Genomic DNA, 21040 nt, shown 5'->3' with positions numbered 1-21040 from the left:
GCTTTGCTTTGGGGTTCCCACAGTAGTGGGCTTGGGGAGGATAGTAGTGTACCATGAGCAGTACTAATTTGGGGGTTCGCCCCTCCTGCTTCTCTTACACAGTAGGGCGTTTCCGTAAGGATAAGAGTACGCTTAGGGGGTTTTTCCCACCTTCGCGACCTGTCCGTAGGGAAAACCTCTAACGCACTGGCTCTGTTCGATATCACTTACTTTCAATGATGACTATTGACCAGCAACTACAAGGAAAAAATCTCAAATTGATTTAACCCACCCCCTCCACTGAACAGCTATTTCCATTCATCCTACATTGATTTGGTAATCACGAGATGAGCCTAAATTCTCATCGCTTGTCTATTTTGTGCTGTTGTAAATAGGGTTTGAGTCCGGACTTACCATTGTACCTTACTAGTCGCTACCAATAAAAGCGGATGCGACCACCACAATAGCAGCACAAATATAGCAACTCCAATATAAGCAGGACGAAGGAATTCTTGCCACCGTAGAGATTGACGCCCATCTAATATGGCTGCAAAGGGAATTATACTTGTACGCTGCTTCACTGCCATAAAAGCCTCGCCATAACGCCAAGCAAGACGGCGATCGCCATGCCATACCCCGAAGGCGTGATGTAAAATCAAACCCAAAGAAGTAACTAAAGTAAAAGTTGTACCCAACCACAAAGTATGAGCAATACACCAAATTATCTGTCCGACCATTTGGGGATGACGAGTAATGCGAATAATTCCTGTTTCATAGAGGTGGACTTGGGGCTTTTGAATGGCAGCAATTTCTAGTAGATTGAAAGTAGCTGGATACAAAAATAAAAAAGAAATTGCCGACAGTACCCAAACAAATGGTTTTATCCAAGGTAAACTTTGGACTTGCCAAAGTTGTAAACCATCATAACGATGGTTAAAAAAGTAAATAATCAAAATTACAGCCAAAGGTAAACTAACTAAGGCAAAGATAATCCGGTAAACTCGTGGGCCAATATATTTTTCTGCCCAAGGTCGCAAGGCGGCTCCGCCGCTATGAGCAATTGCAAAACCAAATTGTAATCCCAACATTATAAAATGACTGGGGGTCAACCACGTTGGCAGCATCATATACACAAGTGAAGTAATTTAAAGAAAACTTAATTCAGTACAATCAATACCACAAAGTATTCAAAGGGGGACTTAAGTCAAGATGTTGTGTTAATGTCTTTTTCGGATAAAGCCTCCGATTTTAATATGCAACAATTAATGTCCAGCCAGAATACTATGAATCGCTGGTTTTTTGCTAATGCTGCTCCTTTCTTGTCTGTGGGTTGAGCCTTATGTCTGACCTTCCATTCACACTAGATCAGTTACGGATTCTGAAAGCGATCGCACAAGAAGGGAGCTTCAAGCGCGCCGCTGATAGTCTCTATGTTTCCCAACCTGCCGTAAGTTTGCAAGTGCAAAACTTAGAACGGCAATTAGATGTTCCCTTATTTGACCGTGGAGGACGTCGTGCTCAATTGACCGAAGCAGGGCATTTACTCCTCAATTACGGAGAAAAAATCCTCAGTCTGTGTCAGGAAACCTGTCGCGCTATTGAGGATTTACAAAATCTCCAAGGCGGTACATTAATTGTTGGTGCTTCTCAAACTACTGGCACTTATCTTTTGCCCCGGATGATTGGGTTGTTCCGACAAAAATACCCTGATGTGGCAGTGCAATTACATGTCCACTCTACCCGCCGCACTGCTTGGAGTGTAGTGAACGGACAAGTTGATTTGGCAATTATTGGTGGTGAAATTCCTGCGGAATTGGCGGAATCTTTAGAAATTATTCCTTACTCAGAGGATGAATTGGCGCTGATTTTACCTGTGTTACATCCTTTTAGCAAATTGGAAACCATCCAAAAAGAAGACCTATATAAATTACAATTCATTGCCCTTGATTCTCAATCAACAATCCGTAAGGTCATAGACCAAGTGTTAGCACGTCATGATATTGATACACGGCGTTTAAAAGTAGAAATGGAACTCAATTCGATTGAAGCAATTAAAAATGCTGTGCAATCTGGTTTGGGAGCTGCTTTTGTTTCTACTTCCGCCATTGCTAAAGAATTGCAAATGGACGTGTTACATTGCGCTCCCATTGAGGGTGTTGTCGTCAAGCGGACACTGTGGCTGATTTTTAATCCTAATCGCTATAGATCCAAGGCCGCAGAAGCTTTCAGTCGGGAAATTCTACCCCAGTTTGCTGCGCCTGGATGGAATATAGATGTGTTAAAATCATCACACAATCATCGGAGCTTAGCTATCAATACCACACTGGAATTAGACACATCCCACTCAGATGAAAGTTAAGATTTAGTCAAGAGTCAATAGTCAAGAGTCAAGAGTCAAAAGCAGGCAGCCACTCCTTAGAAGATCACTATTTTGTAGCGATCGCCTAAAGCAAACTGTCTACTCAAAGGTCAAAAGTCACTTGTACTTAAAGACAGTTGACAATTGACAATTGACGATTGACAATTGACCATTAACAAAAAATGGAAGTTTACTGCACTCGTCCCGGTTGTCCTCGCCCACGCAACTATTTTTCAGATTTAGATGACCATTCCATTTTAAGAACTGTGCAGCAAAAATACTGTACAGCTTGTGGAATGCCTCTAATTCTGGTTGGGCGATACTTGCCGACAAAATTACTGGGACGAGGCGGTTTTGGAGCAGCGTTCTTAGCCTGCGATCGCTATACTCCAGGGATGCGCCAGTGTGTGGTTAAGCAATTCCAACCAGCGGGTAATCTCAGTGCAACTCAACTAAAATTAGCACAAGATTTATTTGAGAGAGAAGCAATAGTCTTAGAAGAGATAGGCTCTCAACACGAGCAAATTCCTGATTTATTCGCTTATTTCCCAGTTATAGTTTCTAGCTTTTCTCAACCAGGACAACAAGACCAATTTTTTTATCTTGTTCAAGAATATATAGATGGACAAAACCTAGAAGAAGAATTAAATCACAAAGGTAAATTCTCTGAACAAGAAGTATTAGATGTGCTGCAAAATGTTCTGAAAATCTTGCAGTTTGTCCATAACAAAGGCATCATTCACAGAGATATTAAACCTTCTAATATTATGCGCCATCGTAACGGTAAGCTTTACCTATTAGATTTTGGCGCTGTTAAGCAGGTAGCAAACGCACCCCCCGGAGGAGTTGCTTCTTCTACTGGCATTTTTTCTCTGGGTTTTGCACCACCAGAACAAATGTCTGGTGGACAAGTCTTTCCGTCCACAGACTTATATGCGTTGGCTGTGACAGCTGTAATGCTATTAACGGGTGAAAAAGACGTAACCAAGCTATTTGATGTTTATAGTAACCAGTGGAAATGGCAAGAGCGTGTTTCTGTCAGTCCTTTAGTGGCTAATACTCTCGATAGAATGCTTTTACCTGCTGCTAATCAACGCTTTCAGTCAGCACAAGAAGTTTTAGATGCTCTTAACTTAAATGTTCAGCCTGTAATACCAACACAAATCAATCCCCGCCAACCCACCCAATTACCATCGTCAATCAAGTCGCAACCACAGCCTACACCTACTCAACCTGCACAGCAAGCACCATTTTCGTCAACGTCACGTGTTGCACCATTGTCTACTTTAGAGTTATTGATGGGGGCTGGATTCAGCGGTTTTGAAGGCGGATTGATTGCGATCGCTTTGTATGGTGTGCTTCGTTCTCTAAATATTACTTTTGTTGCTGGTGCTGTGATACTGGCAATATTAATTTTTGGGCAAAAGCAGCGCTGGATTGAAAGAACCGAGATGTTAGTCTTAGCAGCAGCTACATGGGGAGTGATATTTTTTTTCCCTGTGTTGCGGGCTGGTTTAAGTATTAAGCAAGTAATTATTTTATCTGTGGCTGCGGGTTTAGTCGCGATCGCTGTTACAGCTTTATTCCGTCTGATTTATAAATTATTAACTCTATTTTTTTCCAATTAACATAAGGGAGTACCACTGAAAGTAGGGATAGCAAACGACGATAATAATCAAGAAGTTGCTCAACAAATTGCCAATGCATTGGTGATAAATCAGGAAGTACTGGGTGTAGTTGGGCCTTATGCTAGTGACGTCACTTTAGCCGCAGGCACTGTTTATACCCCCGGACAACTTGTGGCTATTTCCCCAATTAGCACTTCTGTGAAAATATCCAACTTTAGCCGCTATATTTTTCGCACGGTTCCTAGCGATTTTATGGCAGCCAGGGCCTTAGCTAAGTATATGGTAGAAAACTTACAGAAAAAAATGCGGCTGTTTTCTTCAATTCCCAAAGTAACTATAGTCAGTCTTTAAAGTCTGAATTTGTCTCGTCTGTTTCCCTAGAAGGTGGACAGGTGTCAAGTGAATTTGACTTATCTAAAGCCGATTTTAGTGCTGCTAAAAGTGTAGAACAAGCAGTTAAACAAGGTGCAGAGGTTTTGATGTTAGCGGCTAGTACAGATACTTTAGATAAAGCACTGCAAGTAGTGCAAGTGAATCAAAAACGGTTAAGTTTGCTGGGCGGAGATGATATCTACACGCCCAAAACTTTAGAAATTGGACAGCAACAAACAGTGGGAATGGTGTTGGCTGTTCCTTGGCATATTGATAGCAATCTCAATGCCGATTTTCCACAAAAGTCAAGACAATTGTGGGGAGGTGATGTGAACTGGCGTACTGCTTTAGCATACGATGCTACCCGTGCTTTCATTGCAGCATTAGAACGTAATCCTACCCGTATAGGTATCCAACAAACTCTTTCATCACCGGAATTTTCTACTAGAGGCGCTTCTGGTACAATTCGGTTTTTACCATCAGGCGATCGCAACGCCCCTGTACAGTTGGTGCAAATCGTCAGCAAAAATCCTTCTCGTTCTGGTACTGGGTTTGATTTTGTACCAGTTTCTACATCACGTAATTAAGGTAATAGTCACTAATTGTTACAAGTGACAACAGATAAACGACGAGCCTAACTAGTTAGCTTTATTTATACCATCTACTGAAAAAATCAAACAATTAACCACTTCTTAACCCACAGCGATTCATAAAAGTGAAAAATTGCTTTAAGAGCAATAACTAAAAATTTATAAATTTATTATGTCTCAAAAAAATGAAACCACAGTTTTGCTTTTAACTCTAGTCATTACATTAGGGCTTGTGGGTAGTGTCTTTTTATGGTTAGGTAATAGTTCTGGAATTAGATTCTTCAAGGCAAAAAATAATTTATCTGAACCGATTCAACCACCTACTGCTGAGACTTTTGCACAGTTACCAAATGTTCCTTCTGGCTTATTTAACTATGGTGGTAGCACTACTTGGGCGCCAATTCGTAAAAATGTTGATACAGCGATTCAAACTGTATTTCCGCAATTTCAACTACGCTACACAGATCCAACGATAGGGGCCCCAGGTTCTGGAAGTGGGATTAAGATGCTTTTAGACAATCAGCTAGCTTTTTCCCAGTCCTCACGTCCAATTAAAGACGAAGAATACCAAAAAGCACAGCAGCGCGGCTTTACTTTAAAAGAAATTCCAGTGGCGATTGATGGCATTGCAGTTGCAGTAAATCCCAATCTCAAAGTACCTGGTTTAACTGTTGCCCAACTTAAAGATATATACACTGGCAAGATCACCAACTGGCAACAAGTAGGAGGGCCAAATTTAGCGATTACACCTTACTCTCGCCGTTTGGAAGAAGGAGGTACGGTCGAATTTTTTGATGAAAACGTTTTAGAAGGAGAAAAATTTGGTGCGAATGTTCAATTCATTCCCACTACCACAGAAGCTTTAAAAGAAGTCGCAAAAAATCCAGGAGGTATGTATTACGCTTCTGCACCAGAAGTAGTCGGACAATGTACTGTTAAACCCTTACCACTAGGAAAAACAGCAGATAAATTTATTCCATCTTACAAAGAACCATTTATTCCTCTGCAACAGTGTCCACAACAGCGTAACCAACTCAATGCATCTACTTTTTTGAGTGGTGAATATCCAATTACCAGACGGTTGTTTGTGATTGTGAAACAAAATAATCAAAGCGATCAGCAAGCGGGAGAAACCTATGCCAATCTACTGCTGACAAACCAAGGTCAAGAATTAATTTCTAAAGCTGGATTTGTCAGGATTAGATAATTTATTATTTGTTGATTGTTGATTGTTGGTTGGTGTTGGGCTAAATTCACTCTTCTACTAATAAACAACTACGTAACTATCAACAGCTAAACTTTTAATTTGTTGGTTGTTGGTTGTTGTTTGTTGTTGGAAAGAACCAATAACTAACTACTAACAATAGGTAAATTACTATGTCACAAAAAAATGAAACGCCAATTTTAATATTATCTTTATTAATAACTATTGGGTTGATTGGTGGAGGCTTTTGGTGGTTTACCAGAAAAACTAGTTTTAACTTTAATCAAGTTACCAAACCTCAACCGATTAATTCCACTAGTCCTAATATTACTAAGCCAGAATCAAGTGGTAACAATTTTGCCTCTATTCAAAGTGTCCCCACAGGATTATTCAACTATGGAGGCAGTACTTCTTGGGCACCGATTCGACTCGCTGTTGATCCAGCAATTCAAGCAGCACGACCAGAGTTTCGTCTGCGTTATGTAGAACCAATCAGTGCTACTCCTGGTTCCAGTACAGGTATTCAAGCATTAATTGATGGTCGATTAGCGTTTGCTCAGTCATCTCGACCAATTCTGGACGAAGAACTAAAGCGTGCTAAAGAGCGCGGGTTTACTCTGCAACAAATTGCTGTAGCAATTGATGGCTTAGCAGTAGCAGTAAATCCTAATATTAATATTCCAGGACTAACAGTAGACCAATTACGGTCTATTTACACAGGCAAAATCACGAATTGGAATCAAGTGGGTGGCCCTAATATCCCTATAAAGCCATACTCGCGTCGCATCAGTGATGGTGGGACTGTAGAACTATTTGTCCAAGACATCTTGAGTGGTCAAGCCTTTAGCTCCAATGTGGAGTTTGTTTTCACAACCACCCAAGCCTTGCAAAAAGTGGCTGGTAGTATTGGTGGCATATACTACGCTTCTGCCCCAGAAGTTGTTCCCCAATGTTCAATTAAACCCTTGCCTTTGGGGCGAACGCAAGGGCAGTATATTGCTCCTTACCAAGAACCACTTGTCCTCCCTTCTGAGTGTCCTGGTAAACGAAATAAATTGAACATTGAGGCTTTCCAATCTGGAAAGTACCCAATTACCCGAAATCTGTTTGTGGTGGTCAAACAGAATAACCAAATTGAGCAGCAAGCGGGTGTCGCTTATGCCAACTTGCTGCTGACTGAACAGGGACAGGAATTGATTTTCCAAGCTGGGTTTGTCAAAATTCGCTGACACTGGTCATAAGCAGGCTACAAAGTGGCGATATTGCCAATAGACACCCCTAGAACCCTCTATAAACGTGCAAGAAATGATTGAAGGATGATTCTTGGGAGATTTACGCCTTCCCGTAAGGATAGCGGTGGTGGGCGCTATTCCTGATGGTAGGCGACTTCTCGTCAAAGAATTTGGCACATATGCTTTAGCCGGCTCTGTTAATCGACTCTGCTGGCAAGCAAATCAAATTATCTCCCTGCGTGAGGATTAAGCCACGCTGACGCAACTTACCCATCAAACGGGTGACGGTAACACGAGTCGAACCAATTGCACTGCCAATTTGGGCATGAGTGAGAGGGAAAGGTAGGCAATAGCCACGAATCACCTCAGGATCTGTTTCGCTCGTTGCCGGCTCTCCATATTCCTCAATCAACAATGTGAGAAATCCTAAGAGTCGGTCAATGGTGCGGCGTTGTCCTAAGGCACTCAGCCACAGCAGTTTGCGCTGGTGCTGATATCTAAAAAGATCCATGATTTCGCGGCGGAAGTGAGGCCAGTTATCTAAATCGTGCCAATACATCCACAACACTGCTGTTTGGTCAACGTGGGCATAAGCCTGGAGTGTGAATGGTGACTGGGCAACAATTTCAAACGGGTTTCCCGCACCAACAAATCCTAAGAAGGCTTCTTCTGGGGTTCTGTTAATGCGTCGAGATGTTAACTGGTTTGCTGTTGCACTCACTTGGGCGGTTCCTACCATGCGGATAGCACCCCTTTGCACCAAATACAGCAATCCAGGACGGGCTGGAATGCGCTCATCTTTGCTAAAGGTGCGGCAGCGGTAGTGTTCTTGAGCCCAATCAAGAATTCGTTGCCAAGTTAAGAAAGGCCGTGATGCCTCAGAAAAGGAGGATGGAGATTGCATAGGTAACAAAGAGCGTTCGGCTGAAGACAAAGACGTCATAACAAGGTGCAAGGAGTGTCTTCTCGTTGGCAGGTCAGGCTTAACACCTAACAGTGCCAGCCATGCAAAGAGAGGAATTTGAGTTCCTACTCTTTTGTTATACTACCTACTGTACAATGATGGTAGTAAAATTTACTCAGTTTCAAAAAAAATTTGCATAATTCTAATTTTTCTTTGCTTAGATTAAAGTTCTACCTAAAGACAGATGACAGAAAATCAATAGTTTTAACGGAGGAGCCTTTTATCAGTAAAGTATGTGCATAAAATGCTACTAGTAAGTAAATACACTGCAATTAAACAGTTAGTATACAGTTATTTAATGATTGCTTTAAGTATTTATACGGGCTACCCAAAAATTGAAAGTCTAGCAAATAAAAAATTTCCTCTATCTAAAGGTAGAAATAGTAATCAAGTTTTTTACATCACAGGGTTAGCATTACAGCTATCAAAATATGAGAAAATTCCAGCGATGGAGATTGCTGAAGCGATCGCTTCTCATTTATCGGCTAACTCGGCTAGAGTTTTTACTATTCGCATAGTCTCACCTGGTTGGATTCATTTAGAATTGACCCACCCTGTTTTGGCTGGCTGGTTGCAGAGGCTGGTTGAAGGACGGGGGGATATTGTGGCGCAGGAACACGGGGGCACGGGGGACAAGGAAGACAAGGAAGACAACGAGGAATTGGTTACTGTATTATTCTCCCCACACTCCCCATCTCCCCAATCCCCGATCCCTAATCAGCTATTCCCAATTCAATATGCCCATGCACGCTGTTGCTCCCTTGTGCAACTGGGTGAACGAGAGGGATTAATTACCTCTGAGGGCGCTATACCTTGGCTTAACAAACAACAAGAACTACGTTTTCATCATCCAAGTGAGTTGTGTTTGCTAAGTGAGTTAGTGCAAGTAGTTGATGAATTAGAGTGTTCGGACTCTAGTGATTCGGTGAAATGGGAAAAACAGGCGCTTTGTTTAAGTCAAGTGTTTGACAACTTCTGGCGCGACTGTCGGATTTGGGGCGAGGTAAAAGTCAACTCACCAGAATTAGCTCAAGCTAGGCTGGGATTGGTTATGGCCACTCAATCGGTTTTAAGAATACTGTTGGAAGAAAAGCTTGGTATTTTGGCTCTTTTGGAATTGTGAGGAAATCTTCATTTAAACAGGTAGAAATATGAGAGTTTAATGAAAGAAACCAAAACTTTTGTAACAAGTATTGACTGATCTAATCACCCAAGATATATTAGCTGGTGTGTGAGGAGCGAACCAGCAAGGGTGCCGAGACGAAACACGGCCAGTCGTCGGCGCCCTTTCTGATTTTTTATAAATTGTTGATCGATGGTTGTTGATTGTTGGTCGTTTCAAACAACTAACAACTAACAACAAACAACTACTGCGATAGCAACAACTTTTCAATTGCCACTGCTGCTCCATCTTGCTCAACACTAGGAGCTATCCAGTTGGCGATCGCTTGCACTTGTGATGGGGCATTACCCATAGCGACACCAATACCAGCATACTCTAGCATTTCTAAATCATTAAAGTTATCGCCAATAGTCATGACGTTAGTAGGTTGTAGCCCTAGCAGTTCTTCAGCAAGGTAACGCACAGCCACACCTTTATTAGCAAAAGGATTAGTCGCTTCAAAAAATGTGGCAACGGATTTTGTCAAATACAACTCAGCAGGGGTGTATTGACGGCTTAAAGAACCGAGTAAATTATCAATAATGTCTGTGTCATCGCACAAAGCTAGTATTTTTGTGGGTTCATAAGTGTTTAAAACTTGACGTAAGTCACCGACTGCAATAGGGTTAATCCCAGAACGTTCTGCATAAAGTTGAGTTTCGGTTGTGATTTCACGGACGTAGAGTTGATCGTTGATGTAAAAATGAACAGATAAAAGCGATCGCAATTGTGGTTGTTCAAAATAGTCTAATAGCTGTTGAGCCATTTCCCTGGAAACAGGTAAATGTTGGTACATTTGTTGAGAGGCTGGGTCTTGTATCCAGGCTCCTTGATAGGCTATTAAGGGTAGAGTAGAGCCAATGTCTTGATGGAAGCGCAAAGCAGAACGGAACATCCTACCAGTGGCGATCGCGACCTTAATTCCTTGTGCTTTTGCCGCAGTGATTGCTTCTTTGACAGGTTCGCTGATATTGTTAGATTCGCCGGCGATAGTTCCATCTATATCTAGAACCAGCAGTTTAATTTCTTTTGTAGCCATACCCGCAACAGCAGCTGATTTTATTTGAGTAGCAGATGCTTTGTGCATAAATTTGATGATCAATATACTTTGAAGTCCCAGTTCGAGGTTATCAGTCTCTGGTTAAGAAATCACCTGAAATCCTCCTACTGGTCAGATAAAGCAATGAAAGCTGCTGGCTAAAATATGTGTATGTCCCAAAAAACACCCTCTAATTCAACCGCAACACGTCCCACCTTCATTTTGATAGATGGACACTCCTTGGCATTTCGTTCTTACTTCGCCTTCGCCAGAGGAAGAGACGGCGGATTACGAACCAAAACAGGAATTCCTACCAGTGTATGTTTTGGCTTTTTAAAGTGTCTGCTAGAAGTTATGACAGTACAACAGCCACAAGCAATAGCAGTGGCTTTTGATTTAGGTTTACCCACATTTCGCCACGAAGCAGATGATACTTATAAAGCTGATCGCCCAGGTACACCAGAGGATTTTGTTCCGGATTTGAAAAACTTACATGAGTTGCTAGACGCATTCAACCTCAAAATTCTCACTGCCCCTGGTTACGAAGCGGATGATGTACTGGGAACCCTAGCACAAAAGGCGAGTGCGGCGGGGTATCAAGTCAAGATTCTCACAGGCGATCGCGATTTATTTCAACTTATTGATCCTGAAAAAGAAATTAGCGTTTTGTATTTTAGTCCAGATGCGCTGAAACGTTCTACATCGACAAATGGTATCAGTGAATTTGGAGAGGCAGAAGTTAAAGAAAAATTAGGGATTTTACCATCACAAGTGATTGATTTTAAAGCTCTTTGTGGTGATAAGTCAGATAATATTCCTGGTGTCAAGGGAATCGGTGAAAAAACGGCAGTCCAGTTGCTAAATACCTATGGTTCTCTCGAGCAAATTTATGCATCATTAAGTCAAATCAAAGGCGCGACTCAGAAAAAATTAGAAGCTGGCAAAGAAGACGCAGAAAAATCTCGATACTTAGCAGCGATCGTCCTTGATGTTCCCCTCGATATTGATTTAGAAGATTGCAAATTAAAAGGCTTTGATAGTAGCGTTCTAGTACCTATTTTAGAAAAATTAGAATTTAAATCTTTTTTAGGCAAAATTAACCAACTCCAGCAAAAGTTTGGTGGTACTGTAGCAGAAACTTCAGCTACAGACACAGAAGAAGTAGAGGCGAGTTATACACCCCTACCTGGTAGGGAAGATGAAGATTTGTGGTTTTTCAGCGCTGCGGATACAGAACAACAACAGCAACAAAATACTTCTACAATTCAACCCCGCATTATTGATACAGAAGCCAAACTCACTGAATTGGTGCAGTTATTAAAAGATTTTACTAACCCCAACTTACCCGTGGCTTGGGATACTGAAACCAACGACTTAGAACCACGAGATGCTGAGTTAGTTGGAATTGGTTGTTGCTGGGGAACAAACACAGATGAAATAGCTTACATTCCCTTGAATCATCAAACCGGGGAAAATTTAAACAAAGAAATTGTACTACAAGCCCTACGCCCAATTTTTGAAAGTGCTAGCTATCCTAAGACTTTCCAAAATGCCAAATTTGATCGCTTAGTTTTCAAGTGCCAAGGAATTAATTTAACTGGGGTTGTATTTGACCCCATGTTAGCAAGTTATGTCCTCAATCCTGAGAGTAGTCATAATTTGAGTGACTTAGCTCAAAAACATTTAGGGTTGACAATTCAAAATTATGTAGAGTTAGTTCCCAAAGGTAAAACCATCGCTGATATTGAAATTGATAAAGTAGCCGACTACTGTGGTTTGCAAGTTTGGGCTACATTCCAACTCGTGACAAAATTACGCACGGAAATAGACAAAATACCAGCTTTATGTCAGCTATTAGTGGAAGTGGAACAACCTCTAGAAGCTGTTTTGGCAGAAATGGAATACAACGGTATTCACATCGATACAGCTTATTTAAAAGAACTTTCACAACAATTAGAAACAGATTTAGCAAAACTGGAACAACAAGCTTACGAGATAGCTGGAGAAAAGTTTAGTTTGGGTTCTCCCAAACAACTAAGTCAAATATTGTTTGAAAAATTAGGGTTAAGTACTAAACATTCTCGCAAAATTCAAACAGGATATTCTACAGACGTAGCTACCTTAGAAAGATTACGAGAAGTAGACACAACAGGCATCATTGACACCATCATTGAATATCGGACATTAGCAAAATTAAAGTCTACTTATGTAGATGCTTTACCAGCTTTGGTGCGTGCAGATACAAAGCGAGTTCATACCGATTTTAATCAAACAGCGACATCAACAGGAAGGCTATCTTCTTCTAATCCAAATTTGCAGAATATCCCAATTCGGACTGCCTTTAGTCGACAAATTCGTAAGGCATTTCTACCAGAATCTGGTTGGTTAATGGTTGCTGCTGATTACTCACAAATTGAGTTAAGAATTCTCACTCATTTGAGTCAAGAACCAGTACTAGTAGAAGCTTATCAAAACAACGAAGATATTCACACCGTTACCGCGAGACTGATGTTTGAAAAACAAGATATTACATCAGATGAAAGACGGGTAGCAAAAACAATTAACTTTGGTGTAATTTATGGAATGGGTTCGCTGAAATTTTCCCGTTCAACAGGTGTAGATCGCAATCTTGCGAACGAATTTATCAAGCGATTTAACAAACGTTATCCGAAAATATTTGAATATTTAGAGGGATTGAAAAAACAAGCGATCGCTCAAGGTTATGTCGAAACAATTCTCGGTAGGCGTCGTTATTTTGAGTTTACCACCAATAGCCTACGTCAATTAAAAGGCAGCAATCCGGAAGATATTGATTTAAGTAAGCTGAAGAATTTAGGTAATTACGACACTGGTTTATTACGTTCTGCTGCAAATGCCCCAATTCAAGGTTCTAGCGCTGATATTATCAAAATTGCGATGGTGAGGCTGCATGAAATTTTGCAAAATTACCAAGCACGATTATTGCTACAAGTTCACGACGAATTAGTATTTGAGGTTCCTCCGCAAGAATGGGAAGAATTACAAATGCAAATTAAGTCGACGATGGAAAATGCGGTGCAATTAAGTGTCCCCTTAGTAGTAGATGTACGTGCTGGTGAAAATTGGATGGAAACGAAGTCATAAGTGGCTGTCTAGAAAGTAGAAAAACAGGAATTAACAGCCAACCCATAATCTATCGGTGTTCATCTGTGTACTATGAGCCTTGAACTTCAGTTCAAGGTGTACTCAGGGCGAGGTGCAACTCAGGTGAGCGAACAAGAAAACAATCTGTGTACTCTACAGCAAGACGGACTCGATATAAAACTCTTGATTTTTCTGGATTATCCCTGAAGTGTAATGAAACGCACCAAGTTTAAAAAAGACATACCTTTAGATAGTTGTCTTGCCACAATCCTTCCTTCTTGGGGAATTGAGATTATTAGCTAGAAAAACAGAAAAATATACTTTAGGAAAGTTGTTATTAGTACCTAAAGACTATAAGGTAAATGTCATTGGTTAATGGGCTTAAGACATTTTATTGGCTGTGTCGCTTTGCGTTAAATGCAGTGTTTTGAAACGCAAAGGAACGCAAAGTAACCGCAGAGGAGCGCAGAGTTTTTACTATAAAGAACTTGCTAGGAATTAAATAAATGTTGTACTTAGTGCTATTAACCTTTAATATACTTATCTCTAATAATTCATGAGTAGCTTGGAAAATAATAATTTTTGGTCTAGGTTAAATAATGTTGTTTTAGTCAGATTTTTACTTTTGGTCGCTTCTGGGTGGGCAATTGTAATACTTTTGGCTTATTTTGAACCAGTGATTGTAATTTTTACTTTTGCTGCTATATTAGCTTTTTTACTAAGTTATCCTGTCAAATGGCTAAAACGTTTTTTGCCCCATAGTTTAGCAGTAATTGTAATTTTTTTGCTGAGTATTGTGATTATTGGTAGTCTAACAATTACTGTTGGCTTAACTGTTGTCTCCCAAGGACAACAATTAATTGATAATCTTACAGCTTTTCTCAATTCATTAGTACCTTTATTAGAGCGAATAGAATCATTTTTTCGTTCACGTAATATTCAGCTAGATTTAACTGTTATTGAAGAACAAATCCGCGCCCAAGCCATATCTAGCCTTGTTAATAGCTTGGCTATTTTACAAACATTTTTAACTAATTTTGTGACTTTTATATTAATCGCAGTTATTGCTTTTTTTATGCTCCTGGATGGGGAAAAGCTTTGGTTTTTAATTCTCAAAGTAGTACCAAAGCACCGCCGTAATAGATTTAATAATATAGTGAAACGCAATTTTTTAGGATTTTTTCAAGGTCAATTGATATTAACTTTATTTCTGACTAGTTCTACTTTTATTGCGTTCTTATTATTAAAAGTTCCCTTTGCTTTAATATTGTCAGTAATAGTCGGTATACTTGACATTATTCCTGGTATAGGTGCAACTTTGGGAATTGGCACAATCACTTTGATTATATTATCTCAAGGTGTTTGGCTGGCTCTCAAGGTATTGGTAGTTTGCATTATACTTCAGCAAATACAAGATAATCTTATTGCACCTCGAATTATGCAAGGTGCGCTAAATTTGAATCCTGTAGTGGTATTTTTTGCTTTACTAGTAGGCGCAAGAGTAGCTGGTTTATTGGGAATTTTTATTGCAATTCCTATTGCTGGGGTTATAGTTTCTATATTTGAAATCGATGAAATGAAGTCGGAAGTTTAGTTTATTATCATTGGTAACACATTTAACTATTTAATATTTACATAACTAAAGTAATGATTAAAAACTCAATCTAAAATATGTAATTTTGTGTAAATTTTATCTAATATAGTAAAAAGAGCCTTTAATTAATGACTAATGACTAATCCAAATTTAAGAGCAGAATTAACAGAAAACTTAGATGAGGCAGAGTGGGAGTGGCTAATTCCCCACGCGCAAAGAGATGCAGTAATTGTGGTAGCAGTAGGATTAAATATATTGGATGTAGGTGTAGCTATTGCTAGTGATAATGTTTTAGAAGTCCAAAACTGGATTGATGAAGCATTGATTGCTAAACCATCTTTAGATCAATTGGGTGAATGGAATAGCGATCGCACTAAGCGATTTAATACTTTAATAGTCCAACCATTTGTATTGGTGCAAGAAAAATTGACTGCTTAAACAGTTATCAGTTAACAGTGAACAGTGATCAATAACTGATAACTGATCACTGTGAAAGTGTGTTTTTGCCCCGCACCCCAAAATTATTTGAGGGCGGGATGTTGGGTTAACTAAAGATTTATCTAAGGTTAATCAAACCCTTTCTCTATTTCTATGTCTTTGCGTTGCTGTGTTGTTCTAGATTCAAGATTTACTAGGGTCACAGTTTTATCGCCATTGGCAGTTGCTAGTATTTTCCCATCTGGGCTATAAGCAACACAATAAATTGCACCTTCGCCAACTGTAATATGATTAAGTTCTTCACCCGTATCTACTTGCCAGATTTTAAGATTTCCGTCGTAACTCCCACTAGCTAAATTTCTGCCATCAGGGCTAAAAGCGACAGCATAAACTTCGTCATTATGTCCTGTGATATTACTTATTTCTCTACCAGTTTCCACATCCCAGAATCTAATAATTTTATCTTGATGTCCACTAGCTAAAGTTGTGCCATCGGGGCTAAAACAAATAGAATAAATTCTCCCTAGTTTACCAGATTTACCTTTGAGAGTGAGAAATTTATCTTGAGTTAGATGCCAAATTTTAATAGTTTGGTCGCGTTCACCACCACCACTAGCGACTAATCTATTATTAGGACTAAAAGCAACGCATAAAATTTCATCTAGATGTCCTGTCAGTGTATATATCTCTTTTTGCTCTTCTATAGACCAAAGTTTAATAGTTTTATCTTGACTACCACTAGCAATAATTTTACCATTGGGGCTAAAAGCAACAGTATAAACTTTCTCTTTGTGCCCAATAAAATTACAAATTTCTCTTTCTGTATCTACATCCCATAATTTAACTGTTTTGTCGTCATGACCACAGGCTAAAATTTTACCATCAGGGCTAAAGGCGATTGAATTAACTTTCCCAGAAACTGTGAGAGTGCGGTTTTCTTGAGTATCTAAACGCCAGATTTTGATGGTTTTGTCATGACTACCACTAGCTAAAATCCTTTTTTCTGGATCAACAGAATTGGGATGAAAAGTAACAGAAACAACTCGTTCTGTATGTCCTCGTAAGCTAGAGAGAGATTTGCTCTTTTGTATTTGTGTTGTTGGTGGTGTTGGAGGCGCTATCTCAACTGGCGGTAAAGCTTGTGTTGTTTCAGTTTTTTCTGCTTCTGATGGTTGAATATGTAAAATTGTATTTTGTGGTTGAGACTTAACTGGTGTTGGAATTGTAATTTTTACTTGGGGTTGTTTGACTTTTTCAGCTACTTCTTGACTGAGACGTTTTTCTGTTTGAGTTAAAGACTCTGCTAAGTTCTGCATTTCGGTTTGCAGTAAAGCGATCGCGTATTTAAATTCTTCTAATTGTTTCTCAGTATTTTTATTAAAGCCTTGTGTATAAGCATTTAGTTGAGTGACATATTGCCTCAAGGGTTGAATTTGCTGTTGAGTATTTGTATTTATCTGTTTTGTAAAATTCTCAAGTTGTTCCAAACGTTGATGAATAGCATCAAGTTTTGTTATTGGCTGTTGGGAAGTTGTAGTGATTTTTTGGGTCTCAGCATCAAGTTCTCCCACTTGTTGTCTGAGTAGTTCAAATTGCTTTTGAGTACTGGCATTTAACTGTTGAGTAAAATTGTTGAGTTGGGCAAAATTTTGTTTGAGAGTTTCTATTTGTTGAACACTTGTATATAACTGTTGAGTGTAGGTGTTGAGTTGAGCAAAATTTTGTTTAAGAGGTTCTATTTGTTGGATACTTGTATATAACTGTTGAGTGTAGGTGTTTAACTGGGTAAGATGTTGTTTAAGAGGTTCTATTTGTAGCTCAGTCGCTTTCATCAACTGTTGCCTAAATGTATCAAATTGCGCTAAGCGTTGTTGATTAGAATCGGTATTTTGCTCCTTTTGATTTTGTCGTAATTCTTCTATTTGTTGTTGAGTTGTTTGACTTAATCTTTGTGTAAAGTCATCAAAGTTTTCTAAGCGCTGTCTAAAGGGATCAACCAATTGATCGAATTGGGCGATCACATTTTGTCGATATTGCTCGTTTAAACGCTTCAATCGTTCCCGATTCGTGAGATTTAAACCAAGGGCTACAGTTAAAGGAAATGCTGCGTAGACAACTTGTTGAGTGGCTGTAGCTGCCAAGGTTCCAATTGCAGAGGCGTATAAGGAAATATATTCAGTAACTTCTAGCCAGTGGAGTTTGGTCATATTTAGTGAACTGCTGTACTTGCGGCTGGGAGGTAAAACAGCTAGAACGCGCAACGTAGTTTTAGGAGTTATCTTCATCTTCTGCTAAGAAACTTCTCCAATCTGTGCCCAGAAATCCTCATTACCCACAACAGAATAAACAAAGGTACTGCTTGCGGCAGCAAATGACCACGGGTAATGTATCGGGCTTTTAGGGGTGTAAGGGTGTAGGGGTTCATCTTTGGCGATGAAACTTGCTTGATTGAGACTGCCAAGAAGTAAGTGCGATCGCCCATACTAAAAAAGGGTGTAAGGTTAGTTTGAATGAGGTTTCCTCACACCCTTCTCCTTTTACACTCCTAAATCTCTGTCAACAGAAATCATGCTTGGTTTTCTTAGCAATCCTTTTGACACCACCCAAACTCCTCACAGTGGTTATCACTGGGATCATAGTAGCCGTCGCTTTTTTGAAGGTTGGTACTACCGCGTTACATTGCCTGATGAAGATCAATCCTTCGCCTTTATGTACTCTATCGAAGACCCCATCGGCGGTAAACCCCATAGCGGCGGTGCAGCCCAAATTTTGGGGCCGAATGATGAGTATTTATGTCGTACCTTCCCAGAAGTCAAGAATTTTTGGGCAAAGCCGGATGTGCTAGCTTTGGGTCATTGGGGTCAAATTAATCTAGAAGGCAGAGGGCACGACGTCAACTGGCACAAACCCCCTTACGCCCGCCGGGGGGTAGAAGAGGCGGTCTTTGCAAAGCTGCGGGCAAACAAGGAGTGCTGTGGCAGAAGGGAAGAAAGTTTATTTCATAAACTTTTTAGTCCTTTTCAGCCAGATAACTATGTCCACCAAACTGCACCAGATACTCAACCTTGCTACTTGGAACCAGAAGAATTTGAACGGTATATTCAGCAAGGCTATCAAGCCACAGCTACCTTAAATCAGGGAGTAATCAGTGATCCCAGTACTGGTCAATATTGTCGTTGGCAATATGAAATTCAACCCGTGTATGGCTGGGGAAATCAACGCAGTATACAGCAATCAACCGCAGGCTGGTTATCATTTTTACAGATTTTTGAACCTGGTTGGCAAATCTTGATGGCGCATGGGTTGGCTAGCGGTTGGATAGACTGGAATGGCAAACGCTACGAATTTACCAACGCCCCTGCCTATGGTGAAAAAAATTGGGGTGGCGCTTTTCCCCAGAAGTGGTTTTGGGCAAACTGCAATAGTTTTTCAGACACTCCTGACTTAGCCTTAACCGCTGGCGGTGGTAGACGAGGGGTGTTGTGGTGGATGGAATCTGTAGCGATGATTGGCATACACTACCAAGGCAAGTTTTACGAATTTGTGCCTTGGAACTCACAAGTTAGCTGGAATATTCAGCCTTGGGGTAAATGGCAAATGCAAGCTCAAAATTCTCACTACGAAGTTGAATTAACAGGAACTACCGATTTACCAGGAACTCCCTTACGTGCGCCAACAGAAAATGGTTTGATCTTTTGCTGTCGTGACACTTTGCAAGGGCAATTAAATATAGAACTGCGAGAAAAAAAGGATAATCACCAAGAAATTATCCTGAAAGCACATAGTTCTGCTTGTGGATTAGAAATAGGCGGCGGGCCTTGGAATGATGCTTGGCAGTCTCATTAAAAGTGGTATCATGGAAAGTGATATCCATATATTTTGGGGCTGTAGCTCAGTTGGATAGAGCGAGCGCCTCCTGAACTATCGGGCACCATAGAGGAAACTCTATGAGTGAATGTGGTTAAATTCGGTGAACCCTAAAAAATGAGTAAACCGTCTTTGCATTTCATGGGAATACCGAGCCAAGCCTGAGAATTAAAACTATACAGTATATAGCTGTAAGTTTTCTCAGGAAGGTGTAGAGACTAGATAGCCACCACCTAAAGACTTACAGTCTATGGTGAAGGTATAGTCCAGAGAGTGGGGAAACTCACACAAATCTGAAGCGCTAGGTCGCCGGTTCGAGTCTGGCCAGTCCCGTTGTCTAAAAACTTTTATATAAAGTTGCATGAACACTTTGCATCTGCCCTAATAGCGGCTAAAATCTAGCATCGAGTCAGCAACTATCTATTGTTGCTAGGCTTACTTGATTGCTTGCAAAACAAGGAAATTACCCAAAAACATACTTGGGAAAATTTCTTCTGACTTTGCTGGTGTCAATTATTCTTTTTCAAGCAAAATTGTTGCAGCTGACGAACTGATAGAACCTTGAAAAAGCTACTGTTCAAAAATCTTTCTTCTCGGTTGATGATTCTCACCCTACCACTAATAACGTTGTGGGGTTATAAGGAAATCCAAGGCCAATTTACACAACCACAAGCGATTTTAGTCTTGGGTGGTTCTACAAAAAAACTAGAACGAGAAAAATTTACGGCAGATTTTGCCCGTAAGCATCCCAACCTACCTATTTGGATTTCTGGAGGTAGTCCACCAGCAGTGACAAGAAAAGTATTTACCAAAGCGGGAATTCATCATCAACGCTTGCACTTAGATTATCGAGCCAATAATACAGTAGAGAACTTTACAACTCTAGTAGATGAGTTAGAAAAAAATAATATTAAAAGTGTCTATTTAGTTACTTCCGACTATCACATGAGACGCGCTAAAGTCATCGGTGAGATTGTTTTGGGTAGTCGAGGAATTACTTTTAAACCAGTGTCAGTTCCTTCTGGTAGTTCCCAACCAGAACCAATTGGTAAATCTATCCGCGATGGTGTGAGATCCTTAGTTTGGGTAGCAACTGGTTACACAGGTGGAGATGATTTGTCAGACAAAAATTGAAGTAGTTGAATGTTCAGCGCTTAGGCAAAATATAACCAAATGGGGAGGTGGGGAGAGAATTTCTCCCTATTATCCCGTCACGCAAGCCCCACCGTCTCTTCGTTCAAAGTATAGGGAACAGGTGAAGAGGTATTTTCATACATGGTGGTGAAATTTTTTCATCGGGACTGACTTGAAAGAACCTCACCCCGTCAAGAGAGGACACCCCTCTGATGAACTCGCGGAGAAGGGGTAGGGGAGGGGATGAGGTTTTCATGCTGCAAAATAGAAGCTATTTATCTTGATGATGCTGAATAGCAATCAATAGTGACCGTCGAGAAGTTGTAAAATTTTTGTTAAATTGGCGAACATCTAT

Annotated in this window: 14 protein-coding genes and 1 pseudogene; 11 read left to right on the top strand and 4 right to left on the bottom strand. The window is 40.2% G+C overall.

What is annotated here, in order from left to right; genetic code table 11:
• Positions 1-389 precede the first annotated feature (389 nt).
• Positions 390-1106, bottom strand: coding sequence for an NnrU family protein (locus UYI_RS0118440; RefSeq protein WP_026086031.1), 717 nt, complete (start codon positions 1104-1106; stop codon positions 390-392).
• A 212-nt stretch (positions 1107-1318) separates the two neighbouring features.
• On the opposite strand from UYI_RS0118440, the gene UYI_RS0118435 reads away from it, so the two are divergent.
• The 5 genes and pseudogenes from UYI_RS0118435 (at position 1319) to UYI_RS0118415 (ending at position 7361) form a co-directional block, all read left to right on the top strand.
• On the top strand, positions 1319-2338 hold the full coding sequence (locus tag UYI_RS0118435; protein ID WP_016868123.1) for a LysR family transcriptional regulator: 1020 nt from the start codon (positions 1319-1321) through the stop codon (positions 2336-2338).
• A 182-nt stretch (positions 2339-2520) separates the two neighbouring features.
• Complete coding sequence (locus UYI_RS0118430; RefSeq protein WP_016868122.1) at positions 2521-3966, top strand: serine/threonine-protein kinase; 1446 nt, start codon at positions 2521-2523, stop codon at positions 3964-3966.
• 3 nt (positions 3967-3969) lie between these two features.
• Positions 3970-4925: pseudogene (locus UYI_RS32870) on the top strand (ABC transporter substrate-binding protein); the annotation flags it as partial.
• A gap of 175 nt (positions 4926-5100) precedes the next feature.
• Entirely contained in the window at positions 5101-6135 is a 1035-nt protein-coding gene (locus UYI_RS0118420) for a PstS family phosphate ABC transporter substrate-binding protein (protein WP_016868121.1), read from the top strand.
• 170 nt (positions 6136-6305) lie between these two features.
• Positions 6306-7361 carry a PstS family phosphate ABC transporter substrate-binding protein gene (locus UYI_RS0118415; RefSeq protein WP_016868120.1) on the top strand — a complete coding sequence of 352 codons (1056 nt, stop codon included), beginning with the start codon at positions 6306-6308 and terminating at the stop codon, positions 7359-7361.
• 187 nt (positions 7362-7548) lie between these two features.
• Here UYI_RS0118415 and UYI_RS0118410 read toward each other — a convergent pair whose 3' ends face one another.
• Complete coding sequence (locus UYI_RS0118410; RefSeq protein WP_009455792.1) at positions 7549-8307, bottom strand: Crp/Fnr family transcriptional regulator; 759 nt, start codon at positions 8305-8307, stop codon at positions 7549-7551.
• A gap of 265 nt (positions 8308-8572) precedes the next feature.
• On the opposite strand from UYI_RS0118410, the gene UYI_RS0118405 reads away from it, so the two are divergent.
• Positions 8573-9451 (top strand): DALR anticodon-binding domain-containing protein, encoded by an 879-nt coding sequence (locus UYI_RS0118405; RefSeq protein ID WP_016868119.1) that lies wholly within the window; start codon positions 8573-8575, stop codon positions 9449-9451.
• A 244-nt stretch (positions 9452-9695) separates the two neighbouring features.
• On the opposite strand, the gene UYI_RS0118400 is transcribed toward UYI_RS0118405, so the two are convergent.
• The gene (locus tag UYI_RS0118400; protein ID WP_016868118.1) at positions 9696-10577 is read right to left on the bottom strand and encodes a Cof-type HAD-IIB family hydrolase; all 882 of its coding nucleotides are present in this window, start codon (positions 10575-10577) and stop codon (positions 9696-9698) included.
• A gap of 123 nt (positions 10578-10700) precedes the next feature.
• On the opposite strand from UYI_RS0118400, the gene polA reads away from it, so the two are divergent.
• The 3 genes from polA to UYI_RS0118385 all read left to right on the top strand — a co-directional run bounded on the left by polA (position 10701) and on the right by UYI_RS0118385 (position 15684).
• The gene (gene polA, locus UYI_RS0118395) at positions 10701-13652 is read left to right on the top strand and encodes a DNA polymerase I (RefSeq protein WP_016868117.1); all 2952 of its coding nucleotides are present in this window, start codon (positions 10701-10703) and stop codon (positions 13650-13652) included.
• 556 nt (positions 13653-14208) lie between these two features.
• Complete coding sequence (locus UYI_RS0118390; protein WP_016868116.1) at positions 14209-15246, top strand: AI-2E family transporter; 1038 nt, start codon at positions 14209-14211, stop codon at positions 15244-15246.
• A 135-nt stretch (positions 15247-15381) separates the two neighbouring features.
• Complete coding sequence (locus UYI_RS0118385; RefSeq protein ID WP_016868115.1) at positions 15382-15684, top strand: DUF2288 domain-containing protein; 303 nt, start codon at positions 15382-15384, stop codon at positions 15682-15684.
• Between the two features lie 128 nt (positions 15685-15812).
• On the opposite strand, the gene UYI_RS0118380 is transcribed toward UYI_RS0118385, so the two are convergent.
• Entirely contained in the window at positions 15813-17969 is a 2157-nt protein-coding gene (locus tag UYI_RS0118380; protein ID WP_016868114.1) for a WD40 domain-containing protein, read from the bottom strand.
• Positions 17970-18252: 283 nt separating this feature from the next.
• Here UYI_RS0118380 and UYI_RS0118375 point away from each other — a divergent pair, with 283 nt between their 5' ends.
• Together UYI_RS0118375 and UYI_RS0118365 are read left to right on the top strand one after the other, a co-directional pair.
• A complete protein-coding gene (locus tag UYI_RS0118375) occupies positions 18253-19530 on the top strand; it encodes a tocopherol cyclase family protein (protein ID WP_016868113.1) in 1278 nt (425 codons plus the stop codon).
• A gap of 621 nt (positions 19531-20151) precedes the next feature.
• Positions 20152-20685 carry a YdcF family protein gene (locus UYI_RS0118365; RefSeq protein ID WP_026086030.1) on the top strand — a complete coding sequence of 178 codons (534 nt, stop codon included), beginning with the start codon at positions 20152-20154 and terminating at the stop codon, positions 20683-20685.
• The last annotated feature ends 355 nt before the right edge of the window (positions 20686-21040 follow it).

Origin of the sequence: Fischerella muscicola PCC 7414 (assembly GCF_000317205.1) — a bacterium.
GTDB lineage: Bacteria > Cyanobacteriota > Cyanobacteriia > Cyanobacteriales > Nostocaceae > Fischerella > Fischerella muscicola.
The sequence above is the reverse complement of the archived record's forward strand: the minus strand, read 5'-3'. Positions and strand labels throughout refer to the sequence as shown.